Source organism: Verrucomicrobia bacterium CG1_02_43_26, from assembly GCA_001872735.1.
Taxonomy (GTDB): Bacteria; Verrucomicrobiota; Verrucomicrobiia; order Opitutales; family CG1-02-43-26; genus CG1-02-43-26.
In genome coordinates, this window is record MNWT01000017.1 from 1 (window position 1) to 25,124 (window position 25,124).

Here is a 25,124-nt window from a genome sequence, read left to right on the forward strand (position 1 = left end):
TCTTTACCTTCTTTTCGCTTTTGCATTTAGGGCATTTCATCTCTCTCATTTAATCCTCTTCTTCCCTTACTGTCTATCCTAAAGTAGTAAACCCCTTCTCGGTATAATATATAACCAAAATTTTCTCTATATAATAATAAAAAGCCTGCCTTCTCGGCAGGCTTTTTTATGCCCTTGAATATCTTAAGAAACGGTGTATATTGGGACACGGTTTAGAGGGGTGATCGCATTCGCTCTGTTCTTTTGACAGTATGGAGAGGAAAGTCCGGACACTATAGGGCAGGATTCCTTGTGAAAGCAAGGGCACTTCGGGGACAACCCCGAGGTGACGGAAAGTGCCACAGAAAATATACCGCCCGCGCAAGCAGGTAAGGGTGAAATGGCGAGGTAAAAGCTCACCGCTCCAAGGGCGACTAAGGAGGCAGGGAAAACCCAATCTAGTGCAAGGTAAAATAGGGGGCCAGGCGGCCCGTCTGATGGCTCCGGGTATACCGCACCTCATTTATGGGGACTGAAGCTATGTAAAAATATCTTTGGTAGATAAATGAATGCAGCCAAGCGCGATGCAAATTGCCTTGGTATACAAAATCCGGCTTACTCCCCGCTAAACCGCTCTTTTTTCGCTAGAAGTTACTTGACTTCGAGGCTTATTGAGTTAGAATCATAAATTGTTGAATAAAAGTTATGGCAAATAAAAAGTCTTCAAAAAAGGATATTAAAAACATAGAGAAACGCACCGAGCGTAACCGAACGGTTAACACGAGGATCAAGACTTTAGGGAAGAAGTTAAAGCAAAACGGGGATGCTGAGACAGCTCGTGATTTAATTTCTGCTGCTGATAAAGCTGCTAAACGTGGCATTATCCACAAGAACAAAGCTAGCCGGATGAAGTCAAGGGCTTCTAAAGTTGCTTTTGCGGCCGTTTAAGGATTTTTAAGAAGAGAAGAATTTCTCCTCCCATCCCATCCATCCCTGGCCCCCAGCAAGCTTTATGCTCTGGGGGCCTCTGTTTTAGTACCGGTATTAATTAATAAATATGAGCTTTGGAAGAATCAGTTTCCCGGAAGGCGCTTTAGGGGAAGAGCCCTGCCGGATGCCTATATTGTATTTTAAGGACAATGTGCTCGCACTCCCAAAACACAGAAACGTCTTAATCGCTCCCCATCCTTGGTACCCTAAGTTGCCTACTTTGCTAAACGCGCTGCGTGAGCAAATTGCCGAGGGACGTGGTATCCTAACTGATCTAGGCGTTCAGGAAGTCCATGCAACCTACCTAATGGATCCTGAAATGACCGGAGTTGTCGTACTCGGCACCAGCGAAGAAAAAGCCGCTGAAGTGAAGAACGCCGTTGGCTCAGACATGCTGACATTTGAATTCATATTCTTGGCTCGCCAAGTTAAAGACGTTAAAGACGAAATTATATGTGAGTTACCCTTAGCCGTACACAGCCAAGAGCCAAAAGTACTCGTCTCTCACAAAACAGGTAAGAAAACCAAAACGATTTTCAAAAAAATAGGCGGAAACGAAAAATACTGCCTCTGGCAAGCCCAGACAAATTACCTACGCCTACACCAAATACCCGTGCATGCCATGGAATGCGGGTTAAGAATCGTAGGAGAACGCCTGTACAGCGAAGAACCCGAAATCTATTTATCCTCAATGAAAAAGCGTTACAAACGCAAAGGCGAAGAAGAGCGCCCACTACACGAAGGGCCAATGCTCCACCTGCGCAAAGTAGAAGGCTCCGGAATTGGAGTGATCGAAGCGGAGATACCTCCCAAATTCAAGGTGACCTTGAAAAAGCTAGACATTACAAACTTGATTTAGCGTAGCGATCGATTAGTATAATTTCACACACACGGAGAGGTGACAGAGTGGCTGAATGTGCCTGACTCGAAATCAGGTGTGCCGGTAACGGTACCGGGGGTTCAAATCCCTTCCTCTCCGCCAATTTAGATTTTACATATGAACCTATTCTGGTTTAGAAAGGACTTAAGGCTTACTGATAATCCTGCTCTGTATGAAGCTACCAAAAGGGGCAAGGTCATTGCTGTTTATATTCAGGATGATATCACCCCGGGAAAATGGAAATCGGGTGCCGCAAGTCGGTGGTGGCTGCATCATAGTTTGCAAGTATTAAAGAAGTCCATCGAAAGCCATGGCGGTCATTTATATTTTTATAAAGGGGAAGCAAAAAAGCTATTACCCGAAATCGCACAGCAGATTAATGCAAAAACAGTTTATTGGAATAGAGAATATGAACCTTATGCGATTGAGGAAGAAGACCAATTAAAAGACACTTTGCGTAAGCTTTCCGTAGATACTCGAATCTATAATGGCAGGCTTTTGCTCGACCCCGAACAGATTAAAAACAAGCAGGGCAGTTATTTTAAAGTATTTACCCCCTTCTGGAAATGTTGTTTGGCTGAGGATGGGGTAAATGCCCCCCTTGGCATAGCAAAAGTAGCTCGATTGGTTAAGTCTAGTGAATTGAGGTTGCAAGACGTTTCGCTCGATGAACTTAATTTACTCCCTAAAGGCCATAATTGGGCCACGAAGTTTTATGGCCTTTGGGCGCATGGTGAGCAATCTGCTACAAACTGTTTAGAACAATTTATTGCAAATAGGTTAAACTGTTATGCTATTGGGAGAGATTACCCAAGTGAGGATGCCACGTCTACACTATCCGCTTACTTGCATTTTGGCGAAATTAGCCCAAGGCAAATTTGGAGTGCTATCCAGTCGTATAAAACCGAAACAAAAGACACCGTAAATGCCGATAAGTTTTTATCTGAACTGGGTTGGCGTGAGTTCTCGAATTATCTCTTATACCATTGCCCCACCCTGCCAGAAGAAGCGTTTAATCCAACCTTTAATCATTTCCCGTGGCAAGAAAACAAGGCGTTACTCACTGCCTGGCAAGAAGGGAAAACGGGTTATCCTTTAATTGACGCAGGTATGCGAGAACTTTGGCAAACAGGCTACATGCATAATCGCATCCGCATGGCCGTGGCCTCCTTTTTGACAAAGCATTTACTAATCCATTGGCAAGTAGGTGCAAAATGGTTTTGGGATACTTTAGTAGACGCTGATCTGGCAAACAATACCTGCGGCTGGCAATGGGTCTCCGGCTGTGGTGCGGATGCGGCTCCTTATTTCCGTATTTTCAACCCGATCATACAAAGCGAAAAGTTCGACCCTGAAAGCATTTACATCAAACGATGGGTACCCGAATTAAGAGAGTTTTCCGGAAAAGCAATCCATAGGCCATGGGAGTGTGTAAATGTAATTGGGAAAAAATACCCCGCGCCTATTGTAGATCACAAATTGGCAAGAGAACGAGCCCTTGAAGCTTACCAACAGGTCAAAAAGGGCCATGCGTAGAATTATTAGGCCATTTTGGAACGTGACATCTAAGCCAGTTTTTGACTAGAATGCAGTCAACTTCATGAATTACCCATTAGTTAGCAAGTTGTTAAGTATATTAGTTGGCTCCATGAGTTGTGCCTTCTTGCTATGTTTGGGCGTGGAGCTCTATTTCACAGAAACAGCTTTAACAATGGTTTACGTTGGCTGGTGGTTCAGTATCGCTTTTTGTCTTTGTATTGCCGTTATCTTTTACATTTTAGGGCGAAAAAGCACTGTAAAAATGTTTCAAAAGGAGGCTTTTGTAACCATTGGTACAGGATGGATAATTGTTTGCTTGATTGGCGCTCTACCCTATTGGCTTATTATGCCAGAATTATCATATGCAGACGCTTTTTTTGAATCAAGCTCAGGAATAACTACAACAGGAGCTACCGTATTCAGTAAACCTGAGCTTCTACCCAAGAGTCTCTTATTTTGGCGTGCAATGAGCCAATGGATGGGCGGATTAGGCATCGTTGTATTCTTTGTTGGTATTTTAAGAAATCTGGGAGCTGGTGCTAAAATCCTATACACCCACGAATCCGCTGCAACCTCCGCAGATATTAATTCTGGGTTGATACAGAACGTTGTGCATAAAGTATTATTAATATATTTTGGCATAACGTTGCTTTGTACAGGCGTATATATGCTGACGGGCATGAATTTTTTTGACGCTATATGCCATACATTTACCACACTTTCCACAGGTGGATTCGGTAATTACAGTGATAGCATGGCTCATTTCACAAACCCTGCAACACAATGGGCAGTAATCTTTTTTATGATCGTTGGAGGAAGTAGTTTTGTGATGTTGCTTTGCCTAACAACCGGTAACCTTAAAGAAGTTTTTAAAAACACTGAGTTTAAAACCTATTTAGCTATTATGCTCATTGCTGCTTTGTTTTTTGCGGTAACCCTTTTTCCTTTGTACGGCTATCAATTAAAGGAAATGGAAAATACGTTCAGGATGAGTGCCTTTCAGGTAGTATCCATTCAAACAGGTACCGGCTTCAGTACAGTTGATTACGATTCATGGCCCCCCGTACTCCATATAATCCTAGTAGCTCTAATGGCTATTGGCGGCTGTACTGGTTCAACGGCTAGTGGACTCAAAGTGATACGCGTTGTTATTGCATTCAAGACAATGTTACTAGAAGTTCAAAAGTCATTTCGCTCCAAGTTAGTGTCTTCCATTTTAATAAATGGTAAGCCTATACAAGAAAAGACAAAGGAAACTGTCGCGATCTTTCTCGTCATGGCAGGGTTAGTCTTCTTTGTCTGTTTAATAGGGCTCGCAATTTCTCAACCAAATGTAAGCCTTGAGGGAAATGTTTCAGGCATTATTGCTTGTATGGCAAACGTTGGACCAGGACTTGCCGAAACGGGCCCAACACATACCTATGCCTTTTACAACATGACTTCAAAAATTATATTAAGCTTCGCAATGATAATTGGTCGTCTAGAATTTTATACGATTTTAGCGCTTTTTCTTCCATCACTATGGCGCAAATTTTAAGATGATATCTATAAAGCTAATTACCGAAAAGTAATTAGTCTTCGTCTCCATCCTCACCAATCGCCTCTACAGGGCAGCCTTCGAGGGCTTCCATGCACATCTCTATCTCTTCTTCCGTTTTTGGCTGTTTATAGACAAAAGAATAACCGCCGTCCTCATTTCTGGTGAAGAAATCAGGAGCCGTTTCGCGGCAAAGATCACAGTCAATGCATTGCTCATCTACATAAAACTTACCAGGAACATTTTCCGGCCACTTGTCGTTTTTATCTGCCATAAGAGGTGAAATTATTATTTAAATTGTAATAAAAGTCAAGATAGGAATAGACACATCCGGCTTAAGTTTCTTCGCAAAGAACTACCATACGCTGCAAGGCAATGTTATTAGGAACATTAACAATACTGCCATCTACTTGACGGACCCGTATAAAGAAGAGTCCCATGTCGATGATTTCCCCTTTCACCGTATTATCCCCATCTTTTACGATAATAACATCATGGATATCTAATTGGCTGGCAAAAAAGAGGATATAGGCACCAAAGATATTACTCAACAAACTCCAACCCGCAAATAAGGAAATGCCCAAAAGACCAATAATAGACGTAATAAAGATCCAGACCTCCTTCGCTTCTATACCCCAAATACCCAGAAGGATTAATAAAACAACAAGCACAGCGAGTGAATTGATGACTTTTATTAACCGACGTTTTCTACGAACTCGCAGTTTGTTATTCAATCGGTGTAGAGAAAATATTTTTGCGACAATAAGGAGGGTGGCTCCTATGATGATTAGCAATGCAATGGAGGTTCCAATGTTGGTATAGAGTTCAGCAGCTTTCATAATGAATCAAAGATAATATAATACACCTTGAATTTACTATCAAAAGGAACCAAATCCAAGAATGAAAACATATTGACCTGTAATAGGCTTTTGGACTATATTACCTAAGTATTTATATCATGAATGGCCCCAATCTGTTTTTGATTTACCTTTTAATTTCATTAACCCCAATAGCAAGTATGGCAAAAGATTCTAAAAAGAACGCCCATCAATTCTCGTTCACGGCACTTAACGATGCCTCAAAAACAATCAAATTGTCTGATTATGATGGCAAGGTGATCATGATTGTTAATACCGCTTCCAAATGCGGCTTTACCCCTCAGTATGCCTTTCTGGAGAAGCTCTGGAGAGAGTACAAGGATAGAGGCTTAGTCATTTTAGGTATTCCATCAAACGACTTTGCGGAACAAGAGCCTGGCTCAGAAAAACAGATACAGGAATTTTGCCAAAAGAATTATAATGTTACTTTTCCGATGACATCTAAACAACATGTCGTTGGTGAAAATGCAAACCCACTCCATCGTTGGCTGTATTTAGAAACCGGTGTAGAACCCAAATGGAACTTCCAAAAGTTTATTATAGACAAAAATGGTGATGTTATTGGTGAGTTTCCTTCCACAACAGCTCCAGATAATCGCGAGATCGTGAAATTAATCGAGCGCGAGCTAGCTGTAGAGGTTTAGAGTAACTGCTCCAATATTTGGATTGCGTTTAACGCGGCACCTTTCCACAACTGGTCTCCAGAGACCCAGAGGGAAAGCCCGTTACCAAAAACAAGATCCTTACGAATACGCCCCACCCCGCATTTTTCTTTTTGCGAAAATTGTATCGGCATGGGGTAATGATTTTGCTCAGGTTCATCATAGAGCTCTATACCCGGGAAATTACAGATAACCTCTCTTGCCTTTTGAACAGAAACCGCTTGTTCAAACTCTGCGCTAATCGCAATCGAATGCGCTCGAAAAACAGGAACTCTCACACTCGTACAGGAAACCTGCAGATCAGGCATACCTAATATTTTTTGAGACTCCACAAGCATCTTCATCTCTTCTTTGGTGTAACCGTTTTCCAGAAAAGCATCCACGTGCGGTATCACATTAAACGCAATTTGGTGGGGATAAACAGAGGGCACGATCATCTCGCCATGAGCCCACTGTTTTACTTGTGTTTCAAGCTCCCTTAACGCAGCAAGCCCTGTCCCTGAAACGGCTTGGTAAGTACTGGCAAAAAAGCGCTTTAAGCCAAACGCTTTATGTAAGGGAAATAATGCCAACAAGGTCAAAATGGTCGAGCAATTCGGGTTAGCGATGATGCCTTTATGCCCAGACAGCGCCTTCGGGTTAACCTCGGGAATAACCAACGGCACGTCTTCGTCCATACGGAAAGCGGAGCTGTTATCGATCACCACGCACCCTTGTTTAACAGCTTCTTTAGCAAATTGTCTCGAAACATCTCCGCCTGCGGAAAAGATGGCGAAATCTAACTCCTTAAAAATATCCGGTGTCGCTTCTTCTACGGTAAAATCTTTATCCTCAATAGTAACAACCTGGCCAGAAGAACGCTTGGAAGCCAAAAGTCGAATACTGGCAAACGGCACATTACGCTCAAGGAGCAGTTGTAGGGCTTCTTTGCCAACCGCGCCTGTCGCGCCTAATATACCAATCCGTACTTTCATTTCTATGAGGATATTTTAGCACAGCGTTTAGGTAAAGGGAAATGGAAAGAAAAAAAGGCCTCCATTCTATTTAACTGACAACTTCCTAAAAACTCCTTAAGCTACTTGCATAATTATCCATGTCTAAAAAACTTAAGAATATTACAATAGTAGCCTCTTCCACACTGGGATCTCGAGTGTTGGGGCTATTTAGGGACATGGTTACATTTACCTTTTTGGGTGCCGGAGCAATTAACTCAGCGTTCTTACTAGCATTTATGCTTCCTAATCTCTTCAGGCGGCTCTTGGGCGAAGGTGCGTTAACATCCGCGCTTATTCCCATCCTCTCCGAAGAACACCATAAACATGGTAAGGAAGAAGCTTTTCGTTTTTTAAATAAACTCATCACCTGGGTTTCATTGGGCATGGTGATGTTGATTTTACTGGTAATTGCCGGGTTAAATTTTGTCGACCATATACCCAATTTAGAACCGCGCTGGTACCTGGGTGCAAAACTCGGCATGATCCTTATTCCCTACATGCTGTTCGTGTGCTTGGCAGCTGCATTTGCAGCCGCGCTTAATGTATTTGAGCGTTTTGGCATCGCTGCTTCTTCCCAAATATGGCTCAACCTTGCCATGATTATTGCCTTGGGTGTTTTCGGTTATCTGTTTGGTAAAAATGCCGAGGAACAGGTATACTATCTCTGCACAGGGGTATTAATCGGTGGCTTGATACAAGTCATATGGCCTGCGGTTGCTCTTATGCGATCCGGATGGAAACCGAAGTTTGATCTCTCGCCCTCCCCCGCTCTTTCATCTTGGTTTAAACTGTTTATTCCTGGGTTTGGTGGTGCAGCGATTTATCAAATCAACTTCATGGTTACCCAGCTCTTGGCTTTCTGGTTAACCAATTCTGCCGTAGCTACGTTATACCTGGCGAATCGTTTAATACAGCTCCCCCAAGGTCTATTCACTATTTCGCTGGTAACGGTATTTTTCCCAAGCCTCTCTAAACTGGTTATACAAGGAGACAAAAAGAGCGACTTAAAAGACCTCTACCTAAAGGGATTAAGGATGCTCATGGTTGTAACCATTCCCGCGACAGTCGGCTTAATCGTCCTTCGCGAACCTATATTATCCCTCCTATTCGAGTGGGGGCAATTTGACGCAGAAAACGTAAGAGCAACGGGCCCAATATTAGCCATTGTAGCGCTCAGTTTACCTTTCTTTGCACTCTCTACACTTTCTACACGTGGCTTCCATTCCCTACAAGACACCCGTACACCTTATAAAATCGGAATGGTAATGTTCGGCATCAACCTAATTCTGTCCGTAGCCCTCATGTTCCCCTATGGCGTAGCAGGTCTAGCATTAGCCAATCTAACGGCAAACATCATCCAAACGATTCTCCTACAAGTAAAATTGACCGCTAAAGAGGAATCCTTTTCACTCAAGGGACTGGGTGCACCTATGATCCAGATTGGTTTTGCAGCTTGCTCAATGATAATCACCTTATACCTCATGCTGTTCGCCTGGGAAAGTGCTTTTTCATTTAACGGCAAACTATTTGCAACCGTAGCCATCCTGACAGTTATTCCGGGCGGGATGCTCATCTACTTTGCAACTTTATGGATATTGGGCTATGAGGACAAACATGAGTTTAAGCGCTATTGTCTGCTGATCCTAAAACGCCGGAAAGCTTCTTCTTAACAGGCATATTCTACCATCAGAGCCTATAATAAGCGATATATGGCTTTACGTAATCGTATTTTTATGTTACAATCATGTAAAATTGCCTCACTAAATAACATATAATCATTTTTTCAATGCCAGAAGTTATAAAACATAGATCATACGGATTATCAGACATCGGCCTCGTCAGGCAAGTGAATGAGGACCACTATTTAATTAATAACTCCATCCACCTATTTGCTGTAGCAGACGGTTTAGGCGGTTTACCTAAAGGTGATCTCGCCAGCCGGGTAGCCATCGAAGAACTCGATGCCATGGTTAATACCTCTGAGGGTACACTCGCGCTCGATTTTGCAAAAATATTTTACCAGATAGCCGAAGTGGTCATTCAAGTTGGTCAAGAAATCAACAATGAAATGGGCATCGCGACAACCCTAACCGCTATGAAAATTGAAGGGGATCGCTTATTGGTCGGTCACGTGGGCGACTCAGGATTATTTCTTTACCGCAAAGGACACCACTACCTGAAATTGACCAAGGATCACACCATGGCTCAGGAAATGCGCGATCATAAAGACTTTGATGAAAACACCTATATTCCGGAATATTTTCACCACACGCTAACCCGCTGTATTGGCAACATTCCTGAATTGGTGATTGACACCCACGAATACCAAATCTTGCCCGGAGATCGTTTCTTACTCTATTCAGACGGTGTTACAAAAACAATCGCCGGTGATGAGCTCGAGGAACTGGCCTTCCAAATAGATTCTCCCAAACTTTTCGTGGAAACGATTATCAATTTATCCAATGACAGAGGTGGCCCCGACAATACAACGGCTGTAGCCGTTTTTATAGATTAGAGAAATGGCGCTGCTCTTGATCAGCTTAAGCGCCTTTTTCGCCTCGCTGCTGACTCTATTTTCAGGCTTCGGCCTAGGAACTCTATTAATGCCTGTTGTAGCTGCCTTGCTTTATTTATTAGGCAGCTTACTTGTCCTTGGAATGATTTAAAAGCGCTTTTACGCGTTCAGCAATGTATCAACATTTTCAATATTATCCTTAATCTCTTTAAGGAAACGACCTGCACCTGCACCATTTGCCCAACGATGGTCGAACGTAAAATCGAGATTAACCACCTCAACCGGCTTGATTTCGCCTGCATCATTTGTTTGCAGATCATAGAATGGTTGGCCAATAAAGATCGTAGAGATAGCTGGCGGAACAACAATTGCTTTACCGAAGCGTATCTTATACTGCCCCATACTGGTAATGTTAATGACGGTTCTTGCTTTAGACACACTAACACCATCCTTGATTTTCTTAAGCTCCGTACGATAGGTCTTAACAAACTCTAGCCAAGAATATGTATTCGCATGCGGCAGAACAGCTGTTTCTAAAACATCATTTTCCAACGCAACGGCAAATCCAACATCAAAATCCTTCTGCGGCTGGGAAATTTGCCCGTTTTGCAAGAGACATCGGAATTGTGGATATTTCTCCAAAGCCTTAGTAACACACCACGCAACTAAAGTTGTATACGTATAAGTGCCTTCCGCAGAACGCCCTCTGTCTTTCCCCCAAACAGCACGCATCTTAGACCAATCCGCCGTTAGGGTTAAACTCGCTGGAAGAACACCTTGCAATTGACGTAAAATTTCAGGTGAAAGCGCGGCTTGCTTGCTTGCGGGTGCTTCAGAAATAACAGGAGCTTCTTGCTCAACCGGCCGCTGCGAGGATGATTGAGATTGCTCCGTCTGCACCGGCTGTGTTCCTCCCGTATGTGCAAGAACCGCAATTTCTTGTCCAACTGTAATCACTTGGTCTTCTTTGATCTTCCAGGATTCCAGAATACCTTCAATCGAAGATTCTACAGGAAACACCGCTTTGTCTGTTTCAACTTCACAGAGCGCATCGTCTGGATGAACTTGCTCGCCTTCTTTTTTAAAGATACTAATGACACGCGCTTCCAACAGACCTTCACCTAAGTGAGGCAATACGATCGTTGTCTTCGCAGTCTTCTTACCGCATTCTTCTACCGTTAAGGAGGTATGGGAAGGCCCTACACCTTCGCTTGCAACTTGCTTAACAGCCGGAATATCGCCTACGCGTTGAGTGGACATCGCAATCACTTTGCTAATAGCGGCGACCACGCGATCTTGATCCGGAAGCGAGGAATACTCATAAACCGGATTATATCCCACACAAACATCTGGCTTACTGACCAATTGAGGCGGTGCAACCATGGCTTTCCAAACCGCAGGATCTTCAGACAACGTAGAAATGATCATTTGGCCAACACTACAGCTTTCACCATCTTCTTGCACGATCACAAGGCGGCCTGTTTTCATAACAGAATAAGTGATGGTCTCCTTATCCCAAGGAACCATAGAGCGCAGATCGATCAATTCAATACTCGCGTCTGTCTTAAGTTTTTCAACTGCCTTACCAACTACTTCCATACAATTACCCCAGGTAACTACAGTAACATCATTGCCTTCTTGACGAATAGCAGCCTTACCTAATGGGATCGGTGCCATATTTTGCGGGATCTCACGTGGTTCCCAGAACATGTGTTTAGGCAACAATACGAGAACAGGGTCCTCGCACGCAATCGCACTACTAATCATACCAGCAGCGTCTTCCGGTGTGCTTGGCATAATAACGGAAAGACCAGGAACATGGCTAAAAAGGCCTTCATTAGTCTGGCTATGCCAGATAGCGCCCCCGGGGAGATATCCCCCACAAGGTGCATAAATAACAGCAGGACAAGTCCAATCGCCATAACTACGCCAACGCAGATTGCTCATACTGCTGATCAACTGGTTTAAACCAGGTGTAATAAAATCGATAAACTGTATTTCAAAAACAGGGCGCTTGCCATAAGCAGCTAGTCCAACTGCAACACCAATAATGGTAGACTCCGCCAAGGGTGAGTTAATCACACGATCAGGAAATTCAGTAGACAACCCTTTAGTGAGCTTAAATACTCCACCTAATGGGTCTGCTATATCTTCACCGAAGAAAATAACATCCTTATCATTACTGAGTGCTTCACGGAAGGTTTTGTTAATGGCATCCGCCATACGGCACTTTTCACCCACAGGAAGCGTTGGCATTTTACCCACTTGGAAAGGCGCAAATACTTGTTTCGTTTCATCTCCAGGCGTTGGGTTTTTAGCCGTCTCAGCACGTTGGTAATCTTCTTTGGTAATGGTTTCTATTTCCTTATCAAATTCCTCCCAACTTTCTTCATTGAAAATGCCATCGAGGATAAATTCTTCTTTAATGCGGCTTAGCGGATCGCGCTTTACGATTGCGGCTAGCTCTTCTTCCACACGGTAATTACGGTGGTCATCCGCGCTCGAGTGGCTAGACAAGCGTTCTACATGGCTCCAGATAAACTGAGGCCCTTTACCACTTCTAGCATTATTAATCGCGATATTCGCAGCTTCGAAAACCTGGTGTATATCGGTACCATCGATCTCAACCCAATCATCATTTGGCAGGGCCTTAATCGCTAGCGCTGCCATTTCTTCGGTGTTGGTGCTGATACCAAAGCGGTTGTCCTGCACCACGAAAATCATCGGCAGGTTTTTCTCTTTGGCAAACGCGATAGATTCATAGAAATCTCCTTGGCGTGTACCTGCTTCGCCGATAGATACATAGACAACATTTTGTTTTTTGTCCATCTGCATCCCCCAAGCCACACCCGCAGCCGGTAGATGTTGGGCGGCAATGGTAGAAGCCGTACTATAAATATTTAACTTACGGTTACTAAAGTGGCTCGGCATTTGTCGGCCGGCACTGGAGGATTCTTTTTTAGCGTAATAGGCAAGCGCTAAGTCGTAATTGCTAATCCCCCTGGAGAGGACAAACGCACGATCTCGGTAGAATGGAAAACCATAATCACCTTCTTGCATCAACATGCCGAAGATGGCCGAGGTTTCGTGGCCCATTGCGGATACATGAAACCAACCCTTACCTTGCCGGATCAATCGCTGCTCCCTCAAATCACCATGTCGGCTAATCAACATCAGGCGAGCTAGCCTTTTCTTCGTTTCAATATTTAGTTCCAAATTTGCTGTGTTTGGCATCTTGCTTTGATTATCAGATTTTAACATCGAGTAAAAGTTTATAGTTCGCCACTTCGGGCTATTTTATTAAATCCTTGTCTTAGGATCGTTATTATATACAATTTCGTTTATGAGATGGATTTTCCCCATCGCTATATGTGTAATGCTTTTTTTTGCTTCTGGCCAGTCTAAATTGGCCACGCACGGAATCGAGATAGACTATTTTGATAAAATAGGCCATTTCCTCGTGTTCGGGCTGCTAGCAACCGCCTTTTACAGGATCCCTTTTTTTTGGAATCTTAAGTTAATTGGGCTTATCCTAGTTTTGTTTATTGTAACGTTGTTTGGAGCAAGTGATGAGATTCACCAATCCTTTACACCGGAAAGAAATTTTGAATACACGGATATGATTGCGGATTTCAGTGGCGCTTTTATTGCGCTTCTTGTCTATAAATTCTGGCATCTATATAGAGCCATACTAGAATACCCGGTTTTTGGCTCAATCAAAAGATATAGCCCGAAAAAGGGGTATGTACGCTCGTTTGGAGATTCCGATGCCCCGCTAACAAGGCCTTAAAAAAATATTACCGCCTTTTTATCGCTAAAATCACCTTGATTGATCAGTTGTATTCATATTGAATCGAATTGCTTCACTCAATTTATTCCCATGAAAGATAAAGTAGAACTGGTTAAAGAGTATTTATTGTCATTCCAAAATGCCGTTTGTGCTGCTGTTCACAATGAAGATGGTACAGGAAAGTTCATTGAAGATCGCTGGGATCGCCCTGAGGGTGGTGGCGGAATCACGCGCATCTATAAAGGTGATGCGATCGAGCAGCTCGGTGTTAATTTTTCGCATGTGCATGGGGATCAGCTCCCGGCTTCCGCAACGGACTTACGCCCGGAGATGGCAAACAAGAGTTTTGAGGCACTTGGTGTTTCTATTATATGCCACCCGTCCAACCCTTATGCCCCAACGACTCATGCCAATGTAAGAATGTTTGTGGTCAATGATAAGAATGATGGCTCAACACACTGGTGGTTCGGCGGCGGTTTTGACCTCACACCTTATTATGGTTTTGAAGAGGATGCTGTCCATTTTCACAAAAAAGCTAAAGCCGCATGTGATCCTTTTGGCATAAACCTCTATCCTCGTTTTAAGCAAGAGGCGGATGATTACTTCTTTTTAAAACACAGGAGCGAACCACGTGGCATCGGGGGCATTTTCTTTGATGACTTTAATGAAAAGAATTTCGACCACTCTTTTGGTTTTATGCGCAGCGTAGGGGATAATTTTATAAAAGCCTATCAGCCCATCCTGGCACGCCGAAAAAATACACCCTATGGTGAGCGTGAAAGAAATTTCCAACTCTATCGTCGTGGACGCTACGTTGAGTTTAATCTTATTTATGACCGTGGTACTCTTTTCGGTCTAAAGTCAAATGGGCGTACAGAGTCTATTCTCGCTTCATTGCCACCGGAAGTACGCTGGGAGTATAACTGGTCTCCTGAAGCAAATACTCCTGAAAGCCGTCTACATGAATTTTTCTTAAAACCCAAAGATTGGGTACATTTAAAACCTGAGCTTTCTTTTGCTTAATTTATGAATTCTCGAGATCGCTTTTTAAACGCTTGTAATAGTCAGCCAGTAGACCGTCCTCCGGTCTGGGTAATGAGGCAGGCAGGTCGCTATTTACCGGAATACCGGGCTTTACGGGAAAAATATTCGTTTCTCGAAATGGTCAAAACACCAGAGCTCGCTAGAGAAATCACACTGCAGCCTTTAGCACGTTTTCCGTTAGATGCTGCCATTATCTTTTCCGATATTTTAGTCGTGCCGGAAGCCATGGGCCAGCCTTACGAATTTAACTCCAAGGGCATCAAAATGTCCTTTGCTCTGGATTCTATCGATAAGGTCGAAAAAATCGTTGTTGACGGAACCGTAGAAAGGCTGAGTTACGTCAGGGATGCTATTCGCCTCACGCGGGAAAAGCTGGGTAATGAAAAGGCTCTACTCGGTTTTGGGGGTGCTCCATGGACACTAGCCAGCTACATGGTTGAGGGGGAATCTACCAAAGATTTTTCTAAAATAAAAAGTTTGGCGTATGCAGAGCCGCTTGTATTTGAAGCGTTGATGGAAAAATTAACCACCGCGCTCATCGGCTATTTCAAGATGCAAATAAGTGCCGGCGTAGATGCTATTCAAATATTTGATAGCTGGGGCGCTATGTGCCCCGCTAGCCACTACTGGGAATTTTCCCTCAAATGGATCGAAAAAATCATACACGCTTTGCCAACAGATTTCCCGGTAATCCTGTATGCAAAGGGAATGTCTCATCTACATCAACAGCTTATCCGGACTAATCCCACTGTATTGGCTGCAGACTGGACAATGCCGCTAACCGAATTACGCAAATCCATTCCTCAACGCTACGCAATCCAAGGTAATCTGGATCCTATCGTACTCAACACAACTCCCGAGATTGTTCGCGAAGAAACCATGAAAATTCTTCATGAAATGGAACACCACAATGGCTTTATTTTTAACTTAGGGCATGGCATTACCCCTAAAGCAAAGATTGAAAACATGGAAATGCTCACCAACACAGTTGTCAATTTTAGATCAAAATAGGCTCTTATGAAGGTTGCCATTGTAGGAACAGGTATAACGGGGCTATCAATCGCCTACCAATTGGAAAAAAAGGGCATTAGCTCTGTTCTATTTGATACCGCAAAAAAAGTAGGCGGTGTGCTCAACTCCTCTCAATTTGATGGCTTTCTGTGCGAAAAAGGGGCTCATACCCTGGAAATCAAAACGCCGGAAGTTCAGCATTTCATAAACGAAATGAATCTTACAGCAGATACCTTTGAGATCCCGTCTAAAAGCAATCGCTACATCGTCCACAAGGGGCAGCTTCAAGCACTGCCGTTATCTTTCTGTTCGTTTTTAAAAACGCCTCTTTTTTCAATAAAAGCTAAGTTAAAGTTACTTACTGAGCCGTTTGTTTCCGCCTATAAAGGATCAGATGATGAAAGTTTGGGGCATTTTGTAACACGCAGGCTCGGAAAAGAGTTTCTCGATTACGCAATAGACCCGTTTGTCGCCGGTGTCTACGCAGGAGATCCCTTTAAACTTTCCGTAAAACAAGCTTTTCCAAAATTGCATGAGCTCGAAGCGCAATACGGCTCTTTAATCAAGGGAGGCTTTTTAGCTAAAAGGAAGAATGGTCCGCGCTTCAAAAAACGAATTATTTCATTCCGTAGGGGCATGCACATGTTACCCGAAGCCATTGAGAAAAAATTAAATTCCCCTATTCATCTAAAAACAACCCTTGAGGCGATAGAACAAAAGGGTGACGCTTGGGAGCTCACCTGGAATGGCCAAAAGGAAATCTTCTCTCATTTGATCATTACGGTTCCGGCTCACAAGGTTAAGTCTCTCCCCTGGCCTCAAGAGATCTCAAATAAACTTTCCGTATTTGATCAGATTGAATATGCGCCTATTGCCACGGTTAATCTAGGCTTTAGGCAGCAAGATATTTCCGGCAAACTCGATGGCTTTGGATTTCTTGTGCCGCGAAAAGAAAAAATGAATATACTGGGCACACTCTATCCCTCTACTATGCTTCCTAATAGGGCAGGCAAAGGCCATGTTTTACTGACAACTTTTATCGGCGGAAGTCGTTTTCCGGAAGCCCCTATCATGCCACAAAAGGCTATGATCAATCTTGTTCTCAGTGATCTTAAAAAATTGTTTACAATAAAGGGTACCCCGATATTCTCCTCCGTCAAAACATACCAAAAAGCAATCCCTCAATATAACTTAGGTTATGATAAAATCTTAAAGGGCATGCAAACGATCGAAGACAATATCCCCGGTCTTCATTTTGCGGGTAACTACCGCACGGGAATTGCTGTGGGGCAATGCATCCACTCCGCTATCAAATTCGCAAGCCAATTTAAGGCGTAAGCGTCCATACCTCATATCATGATTGCCTTTTAATCAACTTAGGCATACATTTTATTCAAATGAAGCGGTTGCAAAAAATTGCTATTTTAGTAAACCAAAATAAACCCCGTGCTGAAGAATTTGCCGCTAAGGTAGCTTCTCTTGCAGAGATGGAAGGCTGTGAAACCAAAATCTCGCTGGATTACCCTGTTAAGGACGATTTCCTAGCTGGCCAGGATGCTTGCCTGAGCGTAGGAGGCGATGGTACTTTGTTAAGCACGCTTAAGGAATCCGTAAAACATCAGGTACCCATAGTCGGTATTAACTTGGGCAAACTCGGCTTTCTGGCTACTTATTCGGAAGAGGATATTTTAAATAACTTGAAGGACGTGATTGCAGGAAATTACCAAGTACTTTATCGTGGCTTGTTTGATTGTGTTTCTGCGGACAACAAATCACACGTGGCGCTCAATGATGTGGTCATTCGCCAAAATTACCAATCTCGTCTCATCCGACTAGAGGTCTATCTCGATGAGCAACTGGTAAATAATTATTACTGCGATGGTCTTATTTTTGCCACCGCTACTGGTTCAACCGCTTATAATTTATCCGCCGGCGGCCCCATTATCTATCCCTGCGATAAGGTATTTGCATTAACTCCTATTTGCCCCCATACGCTCACGAATCGCACCGTTATCTTTTCAGATGATAATCGTTTGACGGTTCATTGCGCAGACGAACACAGCCAACTCGCCGTATATTTTGATGGCCAGAAAAGCCTCGAAGGTTTGGATTGTTTTCCATTACATATAAGTATCGCTAAACAACGCCTTCCATTACTTTTACCCCAAAATTATTCCTATTTCCAAATTCTTAGAAAAAAATTAAAGTGGTAAAAGCATTACTTTAAATCTCCCCCGCCCCACCCCAAAAAATGGTCAAGTATACTATCTGCAAGCCCGGCACCACCAAAACAGAAGGGCCTTACACGATCGAAGAGCTCGCAGTGCTCATGCATAACGGTATGGTAAACGAGGATACGTTGTACTATGACCAGGTAAGAGAATCCTGGATCGCCATCAAGGATAACGAATACCTTATGACGGTTCTCTTTGTAGACGAAAAAAACCTGGAATTAAGAGCTAGAAGCGGAAAAACCATGTTACCGTTTATGATCAACAAAGAAGGGGGGAAAATCATCAACGTCTCAGATCTACTCGCAGCCGCCGAGGGAATGTCTGCTGAGACAAAATACATCACCTCCAAAAGAAAATCTAAAGATTTTACCGCGGGGCTCATGCTTCCCGCACTTGCGCTTATGATGTTCCTAAGTGCCTTGGTCTTGCTCATTCCCTATTTTTCAGAAGTTAGATCGCTGATCGAATTTCAAAGCTTTCAGCCTCTGTTGGATAATCCACTTATTCTGCTTGGCGGGTTTGATTTACTCATGATGCTGCTGCTCGCCCTTGCCCTAACAGAAGTATTTCCGCTAATACGGCTACGGGCTAGCCTCGGAGTTGGTTTCTGCCTCTACTATTTTTTTGTTACGCAAACTCCTGGCCTACTTGCTGCGTATACATTGGGCTACCTCGCCTTATTTATTTGCACCGTCTGCTTAAATCCATTCGTATTAATCCCCTCAATCATTGTTGGGCTGATCGCCTTTGGTAGTTTGTTATTCAAAGTCATTATGCCGCTTCTAGGTGTTTAGGCCAATTACGAGCTCTTTTAGCGCCACGAGCTGCAAACTGCTATTGACATAGAATGGCTTATAGACCAGTTTAAAACCTTGTAAGTCAAATTTCCTCTCAACTATGATTTCCTGGTTACAAAATCTACTACAAAAGCACTATAAGTGGCTTTTCACTATTCTTTTAGGCGTTATTATTATCGCCTTCGTATTCACTATCGGGGCATCTCCCGGTATTGGTCGAGCTAAAGGGAAAATGGCAAAAAGCCTTTATTATGGGGTCGATCTGAACTCCGAGCACGAAGTCAGAGATTTAATGGTTGCTACAAACATCAGTTTCTTACTTGCCACAGGTCAAGCCCTCGTGTTCCAAGCCCAAGCCGAGCAAGCTTTCTTGCAACGCGCCGCTCTCATCCACTTGGCAAACACGTTACAAATTCCAGAGCCAACCGAGGCCGAGCTTGCTGCTTATATTAAAACAATTCCTTATTTCCAAGATTTCCAAGGTCGTTTTAATGATACTCAATATCAAGAATTTTTAACAATGGTTAAAAACGACCCCGTATTAAACCAGCAAATCGCACGGGAAACCATTATTGATGATTACCGTATCAGCCTTGTCGAAAAAGTGCTCAAGGGTCCTGGCTACGTCATCCCCTATGAGGCTCAATTTGATGCCGATAAATTGGAAACGCTCTGGTCAATCGATGTCGCTGAATTTGATTTCTATAAGTTTGATCCTAAAATCCAGGTCACCGAGGAGCAAATTAACGAATATTACGAGAATCACAAAGATCAATACGTATCCTCAGAGCAAGTGCACGCCTCTTTGATTTTGTTCAAACGTGACCACTATCAGGGCAAAGTTGAGCTCCCTACTGATGCAGAGCTTGAAGCGTTCTTTAATAAAAACACAGGCATGTTTGCCAAAGCGGATGGTACGATCCCTCAACTCAATGATGTAAAAAAAGAAGCTACTGAAGCTTATATGAATAAGAAGGCTGAGCGTGAAGCCGGTGAGGATGCCTTTAACTTCGCTTACGAAATTTATGATGGTAAGATCCAAAAGGGTTCCCCTGAGTTCAATCAGCTTATGGATAAATATAATGTAACGCTGGCAGACTTGCCCGCTTACGATAAGGATAACCTCCTGCCGGATTCTTCTTTACCAGGTGCTTTACTCAGACAAGCTTTCACGCTTAGCGATCAACAGTTCGTCTCGGATGTTCTCCCTGTAGAGGAAAATAGCGCGCTCTTAATCTTTAATGGCAAGGAGCCTTCCGTTGTCCAACCTCTCGCTAAGGTACGTAACGAGGTAAAAGCTGATGTCCTCCTCGAACTGAAAGCAAAAGCGTTTCAAACAAGGGCAGAGGAAATTCATAAGCAACTTGCTGAGGACTTAAAGGATAAAATTAATTTTAGCAAAGTAGCCGCACAGGACAGCGTTTCAATTGAGTCTTTCAATAACTTTACGCTGAAGGATTCCCCAAAGGGGCTTAATCCACTCATCCTCCAGTCAATGCTCACGATGTCCACAGGCAAACTTTCAAAGGCAATTATTACTGATACTAAGGTCTTCTACGTTTACGTAAAGGACAAGAAGGAGCCTGAGTTTGAAGCGGATAATGCTGAAGTCCAAAAGATTTACAAGGAAATGGTCCCGCTCGCTGCTGAAGCTACCGGCTACGCCACGATTGAGGAATTTGTTTCCAAGGGAGTAGAAAAAAGCATCGGCAAAAATTAACCAAAAAGCTGATCCAAATCAGGGCACTTTTCAATATCAAGGTCGATCGTATGGTCGACCTTGATTTGGTATTTAAACCACGTCTTCTGCTTTTTCACCAGTTGCATCGTATTTTGAGTAATCAAATCTTCTAGGTCTTGCAAGCTAGTCGGTTCTTCCAAATACGACAAACTCTCCCGATATCCTATAGAGCGAGCGGCACTGTAATTATCCAAAATACCTTGGTCTTTTAAGCGTGCCACTTCTGGCAACAAGCCTGCTTGTAACATCTGTTTTACACGCGATCGCACGCGTTCCTTTAAGCTTTCTTGAGAGCGTGTTAACATACACACGCGTTTCTCGAATTTATCAAACGGGGATGTTTGCCCTGCAAACGCTTCTTCCATAGCCGTAATTTCTTGCCCGGTTGTCATGCATTTCTCTAGGGCACGGATCACTCTCCTGGGGTTCTTTAACTCAACTTTTCCCGTTCCGCTTGGGTTGCGTTCTCGCAGAGCTTCCACTAACCCTGCCAAGCCTTCTTTATGGTACAGCTCCAAAACTTCATGCACAATAGCTTCAGGAACATCTACTGCATCTGCAATAGGGCTAAAAAAACACTTCAAATAAAAGCCGCTACCGCCCGTAATCAGTACATTTTTTCCACGAGATAAAATCGATTCAATCGCTTCATGTGCCACTTGTTCATAATTTTTCACCGAGAAGCGTTTATTAACCGGTACGATATCAATGCAATGGTGCGGAATGCGGCCTAACTCCTCACGCGTAGGCTTGGCGGTTCCAATATCCATACCTTTATAAACAAGTAAGGAATCGCAGGATACAATCTCGGCACCATTTTCTTCAGCCCATTGCAACGCAAGCTCTGTCTTACCAACAGCAGTCGGGCCCGTCAAAACATATAATACATTGCCCATCCATTTAAACCCTTTCCTGAAACTCTTTATAACGCTTCACGCGGCTCACTAACATGCAAAATACGGTATACAAAATCACAATCGTGATCACGCAAAACCACGCAACGGGCTGCACCGTCTTGCCTTTGCCGCCAAACAAATCCGTAATATGGTGGTCAATACCGGCTCCGCCAACACCTATAACGTCAATAATCAGCCAGAGGAAAAAGATAGTCAGCAAAAACATCGGGCAGAGGAATTTTGTAATTGGCCAGAAGATCTTAGGTATCGGAAACGCAGCTCCTCGGCTCGCTTCTTCAAATCCTTCCTTAACCCCTAGCTGCGTCGTAAAAATCAACATCAGGATAGTCGCGATCATATAGATCATAAAGGTCGATACCCAGAAATCGAAGGTATCCAAGGCCCTCACATCTTTACTAAACCACACAACAAGCATCGCGCCAAAGGAGGTAATCACTAACAAGAGTGCAATCGCCGCTTTTCGTCTCACATTTAAGGCTTCTTCCAAAAAGGCTAACCCGGGCTGTAATTGGGAAATACTGCTCGTTATTGCGGCTAAAAAAAGTAACCCAAAGAACAGCGAACCAAAGAAATTCCCAAAGGACATATTAGAAAACACCATCGGGAAAACATTAAACCCTAGCCCAAATATCCCTTGCCCAACAATACCGGCTGCTCCCAAAAAAGCATACGCTGCGGGAACTGTAATTAATCCGCCTAACGCTACTTCGCAAAATTCGTTAGCACTCGCCGAGGTCAGGTTACCGAGCACAACATCATCATCCGGTTTCATGTAACTGGAATAGACCATGATCACCCCAAACCCGACAGATAACGAGAAAAAGATCTGAGATGCCGCTGCTAACCATAATCTCGGGCTCATCAATTGCTCCAATACCGATTTCTCATAAACGCGATATTGCTCGGGGTTAAGCGATGCAAATTCTTTTTTCTCTTCTATCAAACCCACTCCAATCAACTCAGATGAATTTACCCACTGCCCTTCTACATTTTCTTGTAGATAGGTTTTCACCGGGTTCCACAAAAAGCCTAAGCCGTTGTTTACATTATTATAAGGCTGTGCCGTATCGGGTGTCCCCATGGTTAATACGCGTATTAAAATAACAATGGCTAAAATGATCAAGCTGGGCAGTGCATATTTACAAAAGATCTCTATCCCTTTGGCCACGCCTCTATATATAAAATAAAAATTAAAGAGAAATGCCAGTATCAAGAACATCCCCACTTGCTTTACGCCAAATCCAAAGGCCGAGCCGTCTGCATGAAAGCCTACAAAATGCTCCCAAAAGGATCTGGACTCCTCAACACTATCAAAATGCATATTGCCGAGCGCAAAATTAACCGCGTATCCCATACACCAGGCCTCTATATATACATAATACATGTACATACAAACCGGTATCACCACACCGATCACACCAATATACTTCGCCAAGGGGTGCTTCCACACGGCGTTTAATATTCCGGGGCAGGAGCTAAAGCCTCTTTTTCCGCCAAGTCTCCCAATCGTCCACTCTGCCCAACCCATCGGTAACCCTAGGATCAGGAATGAGATTACATAGGCGATCATAAACGCCCCGCCACCGTACTGAGCCGCTTGCCCAGGAAAACGTAGGAAATTACCGATCCCTACCGCGCTCCCGGAAACGGCTAAAATAACACCTAGCTTGGTGTTCCAAGTTTCTTTAATGCCAGAAGGCCTGGATGACATAGTAGGTTTTAATCCTCATCCTCATCCGGCGTCTTCTGCTCAAAGCCATGAATATGCTCTGTTTCGCCCGGAGTCGTTAAAACTTTATAGATACACCATATCATTAACATGGTTACCGAACTTACAGATAAAAGCATTATAATCCAACCGCCTATAGTCATCGTATGTGTGTCTCCTGATTTTTAATAATTAAGTTTTTTATAACGTGGATTGCTAGCCACAATCAAGCCCATAAAAATAAGTAGCATCACGATAATGCCTACACTCATCCATGCGACTGGATTCGGGGGTATATCCCCATGGCCGGTCAAATCCAATATCCGTTGGTCAATACCCGTTCCGCCTAGTCCAAATACATCTAATAACAACCACAGCGCAAAGATCGTTAACAAGAACAATGGGCATAGGTATTTAATCACATACTTGAAAATATTAGGAATACGAATCGCGGCTCCACGGTGCAGTTCATTAAATCCTTTATCAATACCGAATATCCAGCCGAATATAATCACCTGAATACACGCGATCACATAAATCAAGAAGTCCGCTGCCCAGAAGTTTAAAGAATCTAACGCTTTCAAGTCTTTACTAAACCAAATAACAAAGCTCGCTCCCATCAGGGTAATCGTGCCAATAATCGCCACAGATCGTTTGCGTCCAATATTCAAATTTTCTTCTAAAAAGGCTACCCCTGGCTGTAATGTGGAAATCGCAGCATTCACGCCTGCCAAGAATAATAGGAAGAAGAATAAAAATCCAAACAAAGCTCCTAATGGCATTACGGAAAATACCATCGGTAGTACGTTAAATCCTAAACCAAAGAGGGTCTGCCCCATCACCCCGGCCGCCCCAAGAAAGGCATAAGCCGCGGGAATACTGATAAGCCCCCCAAGCCCCACTTCAGCAAACTCGTTCGCGCTGGCTGCAGATAAACTGCTGAGCACAACGTCATCGTCTTTCTTCATATAGCTGGAGTACGTCAAAACGATCCCAAATCCTACCGATAATGAAAAGAATACCTGTGATGCCGCAATTAACCACAACTTCGGGCGTCTTAATTGATCCCATACCGTCATCTCTTTCAACCGATACGTATCGGGTTCGGCAGCGACTAATGCCTCTTTGCTATCCAAGTTTTTGCGACCTATAATCTCATCGCCCCTTGTCCAGTTTCCATTAGGAAGCTTTTCTTCAAGATACACCTTGGTCGGGTTCCACATGAATCCCAATCCGTTTTCTATGTTCCACATAGGCTTCGCCGCATTCGGTGTGCCCAACGTCATCACTTTAATTAACACAATGATTGCGATCACAATCAAGGTCGGCAGCGCATAACGGCAAAACACTTCTATTCCTTTGGAAATCCCGCGGTAAATCAACATCATATTCAGTGCGAATACGATTAATAAATAGATACCGACTTGCTTCACCCCAAATCCGACTGCAGAACCATCTTGATAGGCTCCTACAAAATTAAGCCAAAACTCGCTTGAATCCTTTATTTCTCCAAAATGCAAGTTATCTAAGGCAAAGTTAACCGCATACCCCAAACACCACGCTTCCACGTACACATAGTACATAAAGATCACAAGGGGTATAATCACCCCAAGTAAACCCAAGTATTTAAAGATGGGTTTCTTTCCGATGGAAAATAATATCCCAGGACAGGAATGATACCCTTGCTGCCCTCCATAACGGCCTAATGTCCATTCCGCCCAAGCCACCGGAAGCGCAATCACCAGCAGAGATACAAAATACGCCAACATAAAGGCACCGCCGCCAAACTGGGCAACGTTACCTGGAAATCGTAAAAAGTTCGCAAGGCCAACCGCGCTTCCCGCAACCGCAAAAATCACGCCAACACTTGACCCCCAACCGTCTTTCTTTTTTGAAGATGTAGCCAT

21 protein-coding genes, 1 tRNA gene and 1 other RNA gene are annotated in these 25,124 nt (G+C 43.5%); 16 read left to right on the forward strand and 7 right to left on the reverse strand.

The features are described from left to right. The first annotated feature begins 212 nt into the window (after nucleotides 1-212). The 6 genes from rnpB (at nucleotide 213) to AUJ82_06550 (ending at nucleotide 4,925) form a co-directional block, all read left to right on the forward strand. An RNA gene (gene rnpB / locus AUJ82_06525) (RNase P RNA component class A) lies at nucleotides 213-612 on the forward strand. A gap of 72 nt (nucleotides 613-684) precedes the next feature. Further along, nucleotides 685-927, forward strand: coding sequence for a hypothetical protein (locus tag AUJ82_06530; protein OIO59207.1), 243 nt, complete (start codon nucleotides 685-687; stop codon nucleotides 925-927). 109 nt (nucleotides 928-1,036) lie between these two features. Further along, entirely contained in the window at nucleotides 1,037-1,828 is a 792-nt protein-coding gene (locus tag AUJ82_06535; protein OIO59208.1) for a hypothetical protein, read from the forward strand. A 33-nt stretch (nucleotides 1,829-1,861) separates the two neighbouring features. Beyond that, nucleotides 1,862-1,951, forward strand: a tRNA-Ser gene (locus tag AUJ82_06540). Nucleotides 1,952-1,966: 15 nt separating this feature from the next. After that, the gene (locus tag AUJ82_06545; GenBank protein ID OIO59209.1) at nucleotides 1,967-3,385 is read left to right on the forward strand and encodes a hypothetical protein; all 1,419 of its coding nucleotides are present in this window, start codon (nucleotides 1,967-1,969) and stop codon (nucleotides 3,383-3,385) included. A 64-nt stretch (nucleotides 3,386-3,449) separates the two neighbouring features. After that, nucleotides 3,450-4,925, forward strand: a complete 1,476-nt coding sequence (locus AUJ82_06550; GenBank protein ID OIO59210.1) for a hypothetical protein — start codon at nucleotides 3,450-3,452, stop codon at nucleotides 4,923-4,925. A gap of 34 nt (nucleotides 4,926-4,959) precedes the next feature. On the opposite strand, the gene AUJ82_06555 is transcribed toward AUJ82_06550, so the two are convergent. Beyond that, nucleotides 4,960-5,199 (reverse strand): ferredoxin, encoded by a 240-nt coding sequence (locus tag AUJ82_06555; protein OIO59211.1) that lies wholly within the window; start codon nucleotides 5,197-5,199, stop codon nucleotides 4,960-4,962. Nucleotides 5,200-5,260: 61 nt separating this feature from the next. Further along, nucleotides 5,261-5,764: a hypothetical protein gene (locus AUJ82_06560; protein OIO59212.1), complete on the reverse strand. Its 504-nt coding sequence runs from the start codon at nucleotides 5,762-5,764 to the stop codon at nucleotides 5,261-5,263. Between the two features lie 179 nt (nucleotides 5,765-5,943). On the opposite strand from AUJ82_06560, the gene AUJ82_06565 reads away from it, so the two are divergent. Next, nucleotides 5,944-6,447: a hypothetical protein gene (locus AUJ82_06565; GenBank protein OIO59243.1), complete on the forward strand. Its 504-nt coding sequence runs from the start codon at nucleotides 5,944-5,946 to the stop codon at nucleotides 6,445-6,447. On the opposite strand, the gene AUJ82_06570 is transcribed toward AUJ82_06565, so the two are convergent. Next, nucleotides 6,444-7,439 (reverse strand): aspartate-semialdehyde dehydrogenase, encoded by a 996-nt coding sequence (locus AUJ82_06570; protein ID OIO59213.1) that lies wholly within the window; start codon nucleotides 7,437-7,439, stop codon nucleotides 6,444-6,446. The genes AUJ82_06565 and AUJ82_06570 overlap by 4 nt on opposite strands. A gap of 119 nt (nucleotides 7,440-7,558) precedes the next feature. Between AUJ82_06570 and AUJ82_06575 the strand changes: the two genes are divergently transcribed. Beyond that, nucleotides 7,559-9,130 (forward strand): murein biosynthesis integral membrane protein MurJ, encoded by a 1,572-nt coding sequence (locus AUJ82_06575; protein OIO59214.1) that lies wholly within the window; start codon nucleotides 7,559-7,561, stop codon nucleotides 9,128-9,130. A gap of 116 nt (nucleotides 9,131-9,246) precedes the next feature. Beyond that, nucleotides 9,247-9,975: a hypothetical protein gene (locus AUJ82_06580; GenBank protein OIO59215.1), complete on the forward strand. Its 729-nt coding sequence runs from the start codon at nucleotides 9,247-9,249 to the stop codon at nucleotides 9,973-9,975. A 159-nt stretch (nucleotides 9,976-10,134) separates the two neighbouring features. Here the strand turns inward: AUJ82_06580 and AUJ82_06585 are convergent, their stop codons facing one another. Beyond that, nucleotides 10,135-13,236, reverse strand: a complete 3,102-nt coding sequence (locus AUJ82_06585) for a hypothetical protein (GenBank protein OIO59216.1) — start codon at nucleotides 13,234-13,236, stop codon at nucleotides 10,135-10,137. Between the two features lie 115 nt (nucleotides 13,237-13,351). On the opposite strand from AUJ82_06585, the gene AUJ82_06590 reads away from it, so the two are divergent. The 7 genes from AUJ82_06590 (at nucleotide 13,352) to AUJ82_06620 (ending at nucleotide 20,571) form a co-directional block, all read left to right on the forward strand. Next, the gene (locus AUJ82_06590) at nucleotides 13,352-13,765 is read left to right on the forward strand and encodes a hypothetical protein (protein OIO59217.1); all 414 of its coding nucleotides are present in this window, start codon (nucleotides 13,352-13,354) and stop codon (nucleotides 13,763-13,765) included. A 90-nt stretch (nucleotides 13,766-13,855) separates the two neighbouring features. After that, complete coding sequence (locus tag AUJ82_06595; protein ID OIO59218.1) at nucleotides 13,856-14,788, forward strand: coproporphyrinogen III oxidase; 933 nt, start codon at nucleotides 13,856-13,858, stop codon at nucleotides 14,786-14,788. 3 nt (nucleotides 14,789-14,791) lie between these two features. Further along, a complete protein-coding gene (locus AUJ82_06600) occupies nucleotides 14,792-15,820 on the forward strand; it encodes a uroporphyrinogen decarboxylase (GenBank protein OIO59219.1) in 1,029 nt (342 codons plus the stop codon). A gap of 6 nt (nucleotides 15,821-15,826) precedes the next feature. After that, nucleotides 15,827-17,158, forward strand: a complete 1,332-nt coding sequence (locus AUJ82_06605; protein ID OIO59220.1) for a protoporphyrinogen oxidase — start codon at nucleotides 15,827-15,829, stop codon at nucleotides 17,156-17,158. A gap of 59 nt (nucleotides 17,159-17,217) precedes the next feature. Next, nucleotides 17,218-18,033, forward strand: a complete 816-nt coding sequence (locus tag AUJ82_06610; GenBank protein OIO59221.1) for a hypothetical protein — start codon at nucleotides 17,218-17,220, stop codon at nucleotides 18,031-18,033. Between the two features lie 38 nt (nucleotides 18,034-18,071). Beyond that, complete coding sequence (locus AUJ82_06615; protein OIO59222.1) at nucleotides 18,072-18,848, forward strand: hypothetical protein; 777 nt, start codon at nucleotides 18,072-18,074, stop codon at nucleotides 18,846-18,848. Between the two features lie 103 nt (nucleotides 18,849-18,951). After that, the gene (locus AUJ82_06620; protein ID OIO59223.1) at nucleotides 18,952-20,571 is read left to right on the forward strand and encodes a hypothetical protein; all 1,620 of its coding nucleotides are present in this window, start codon (nucleotides 18,952-18,954) and stop codon (nucleotides 20,569-20,571) included. Here AUJ82_06620 and AUJ82_06625 read toward each other — a convergent pair. From AUJ82_06625 to AUJ82_06635, 3 genes are all read right to left on the reverse strand, one after another. Next, nucleotides 20,568-21,488 carry a tRNA (adenosine(37)-N6)-dimethylallyltransferase MiaA gene (locus tag AUJ82_06625; GenBank protein ID OIO59224.1) on the reverse strand — a complete coding sequence of 307 codons (921 nt, stop codon included), beginning with the start codon at nucleotides 21,486-21,488 and terminating at the stop codon, nucleotides 20,568-20,570. The genes AUJ82_06620 and AUJ82_06625 overlap by 4 nt on opposite strands. Nucleotides 21,489-21,492: 4 nt before the next feature. Beyond that, complete coding sequence (locus AUJ82_06630; protein ID OIO59225.1) at nucleotides 21,493-23,220, reverse strand: sodium:calcium symporter; 1,728 nt, start codon at nucleotides 23,218-23,220, stop codon at nucleotides 21,493-21,495. Nucleotides 23,221-23,402: 182 nt separating this feature from the next. After that, nucleotides 23,403-25,124, reverse strand: a complete 1,722-nt coding sequence (locus AUJ82_06635) for a sodium:calcium symporter (GenBank protein ID OIO59226.1) — start codon at nucleotides 25,122-25,124, stop codon at nucleotides 23,403-23,405.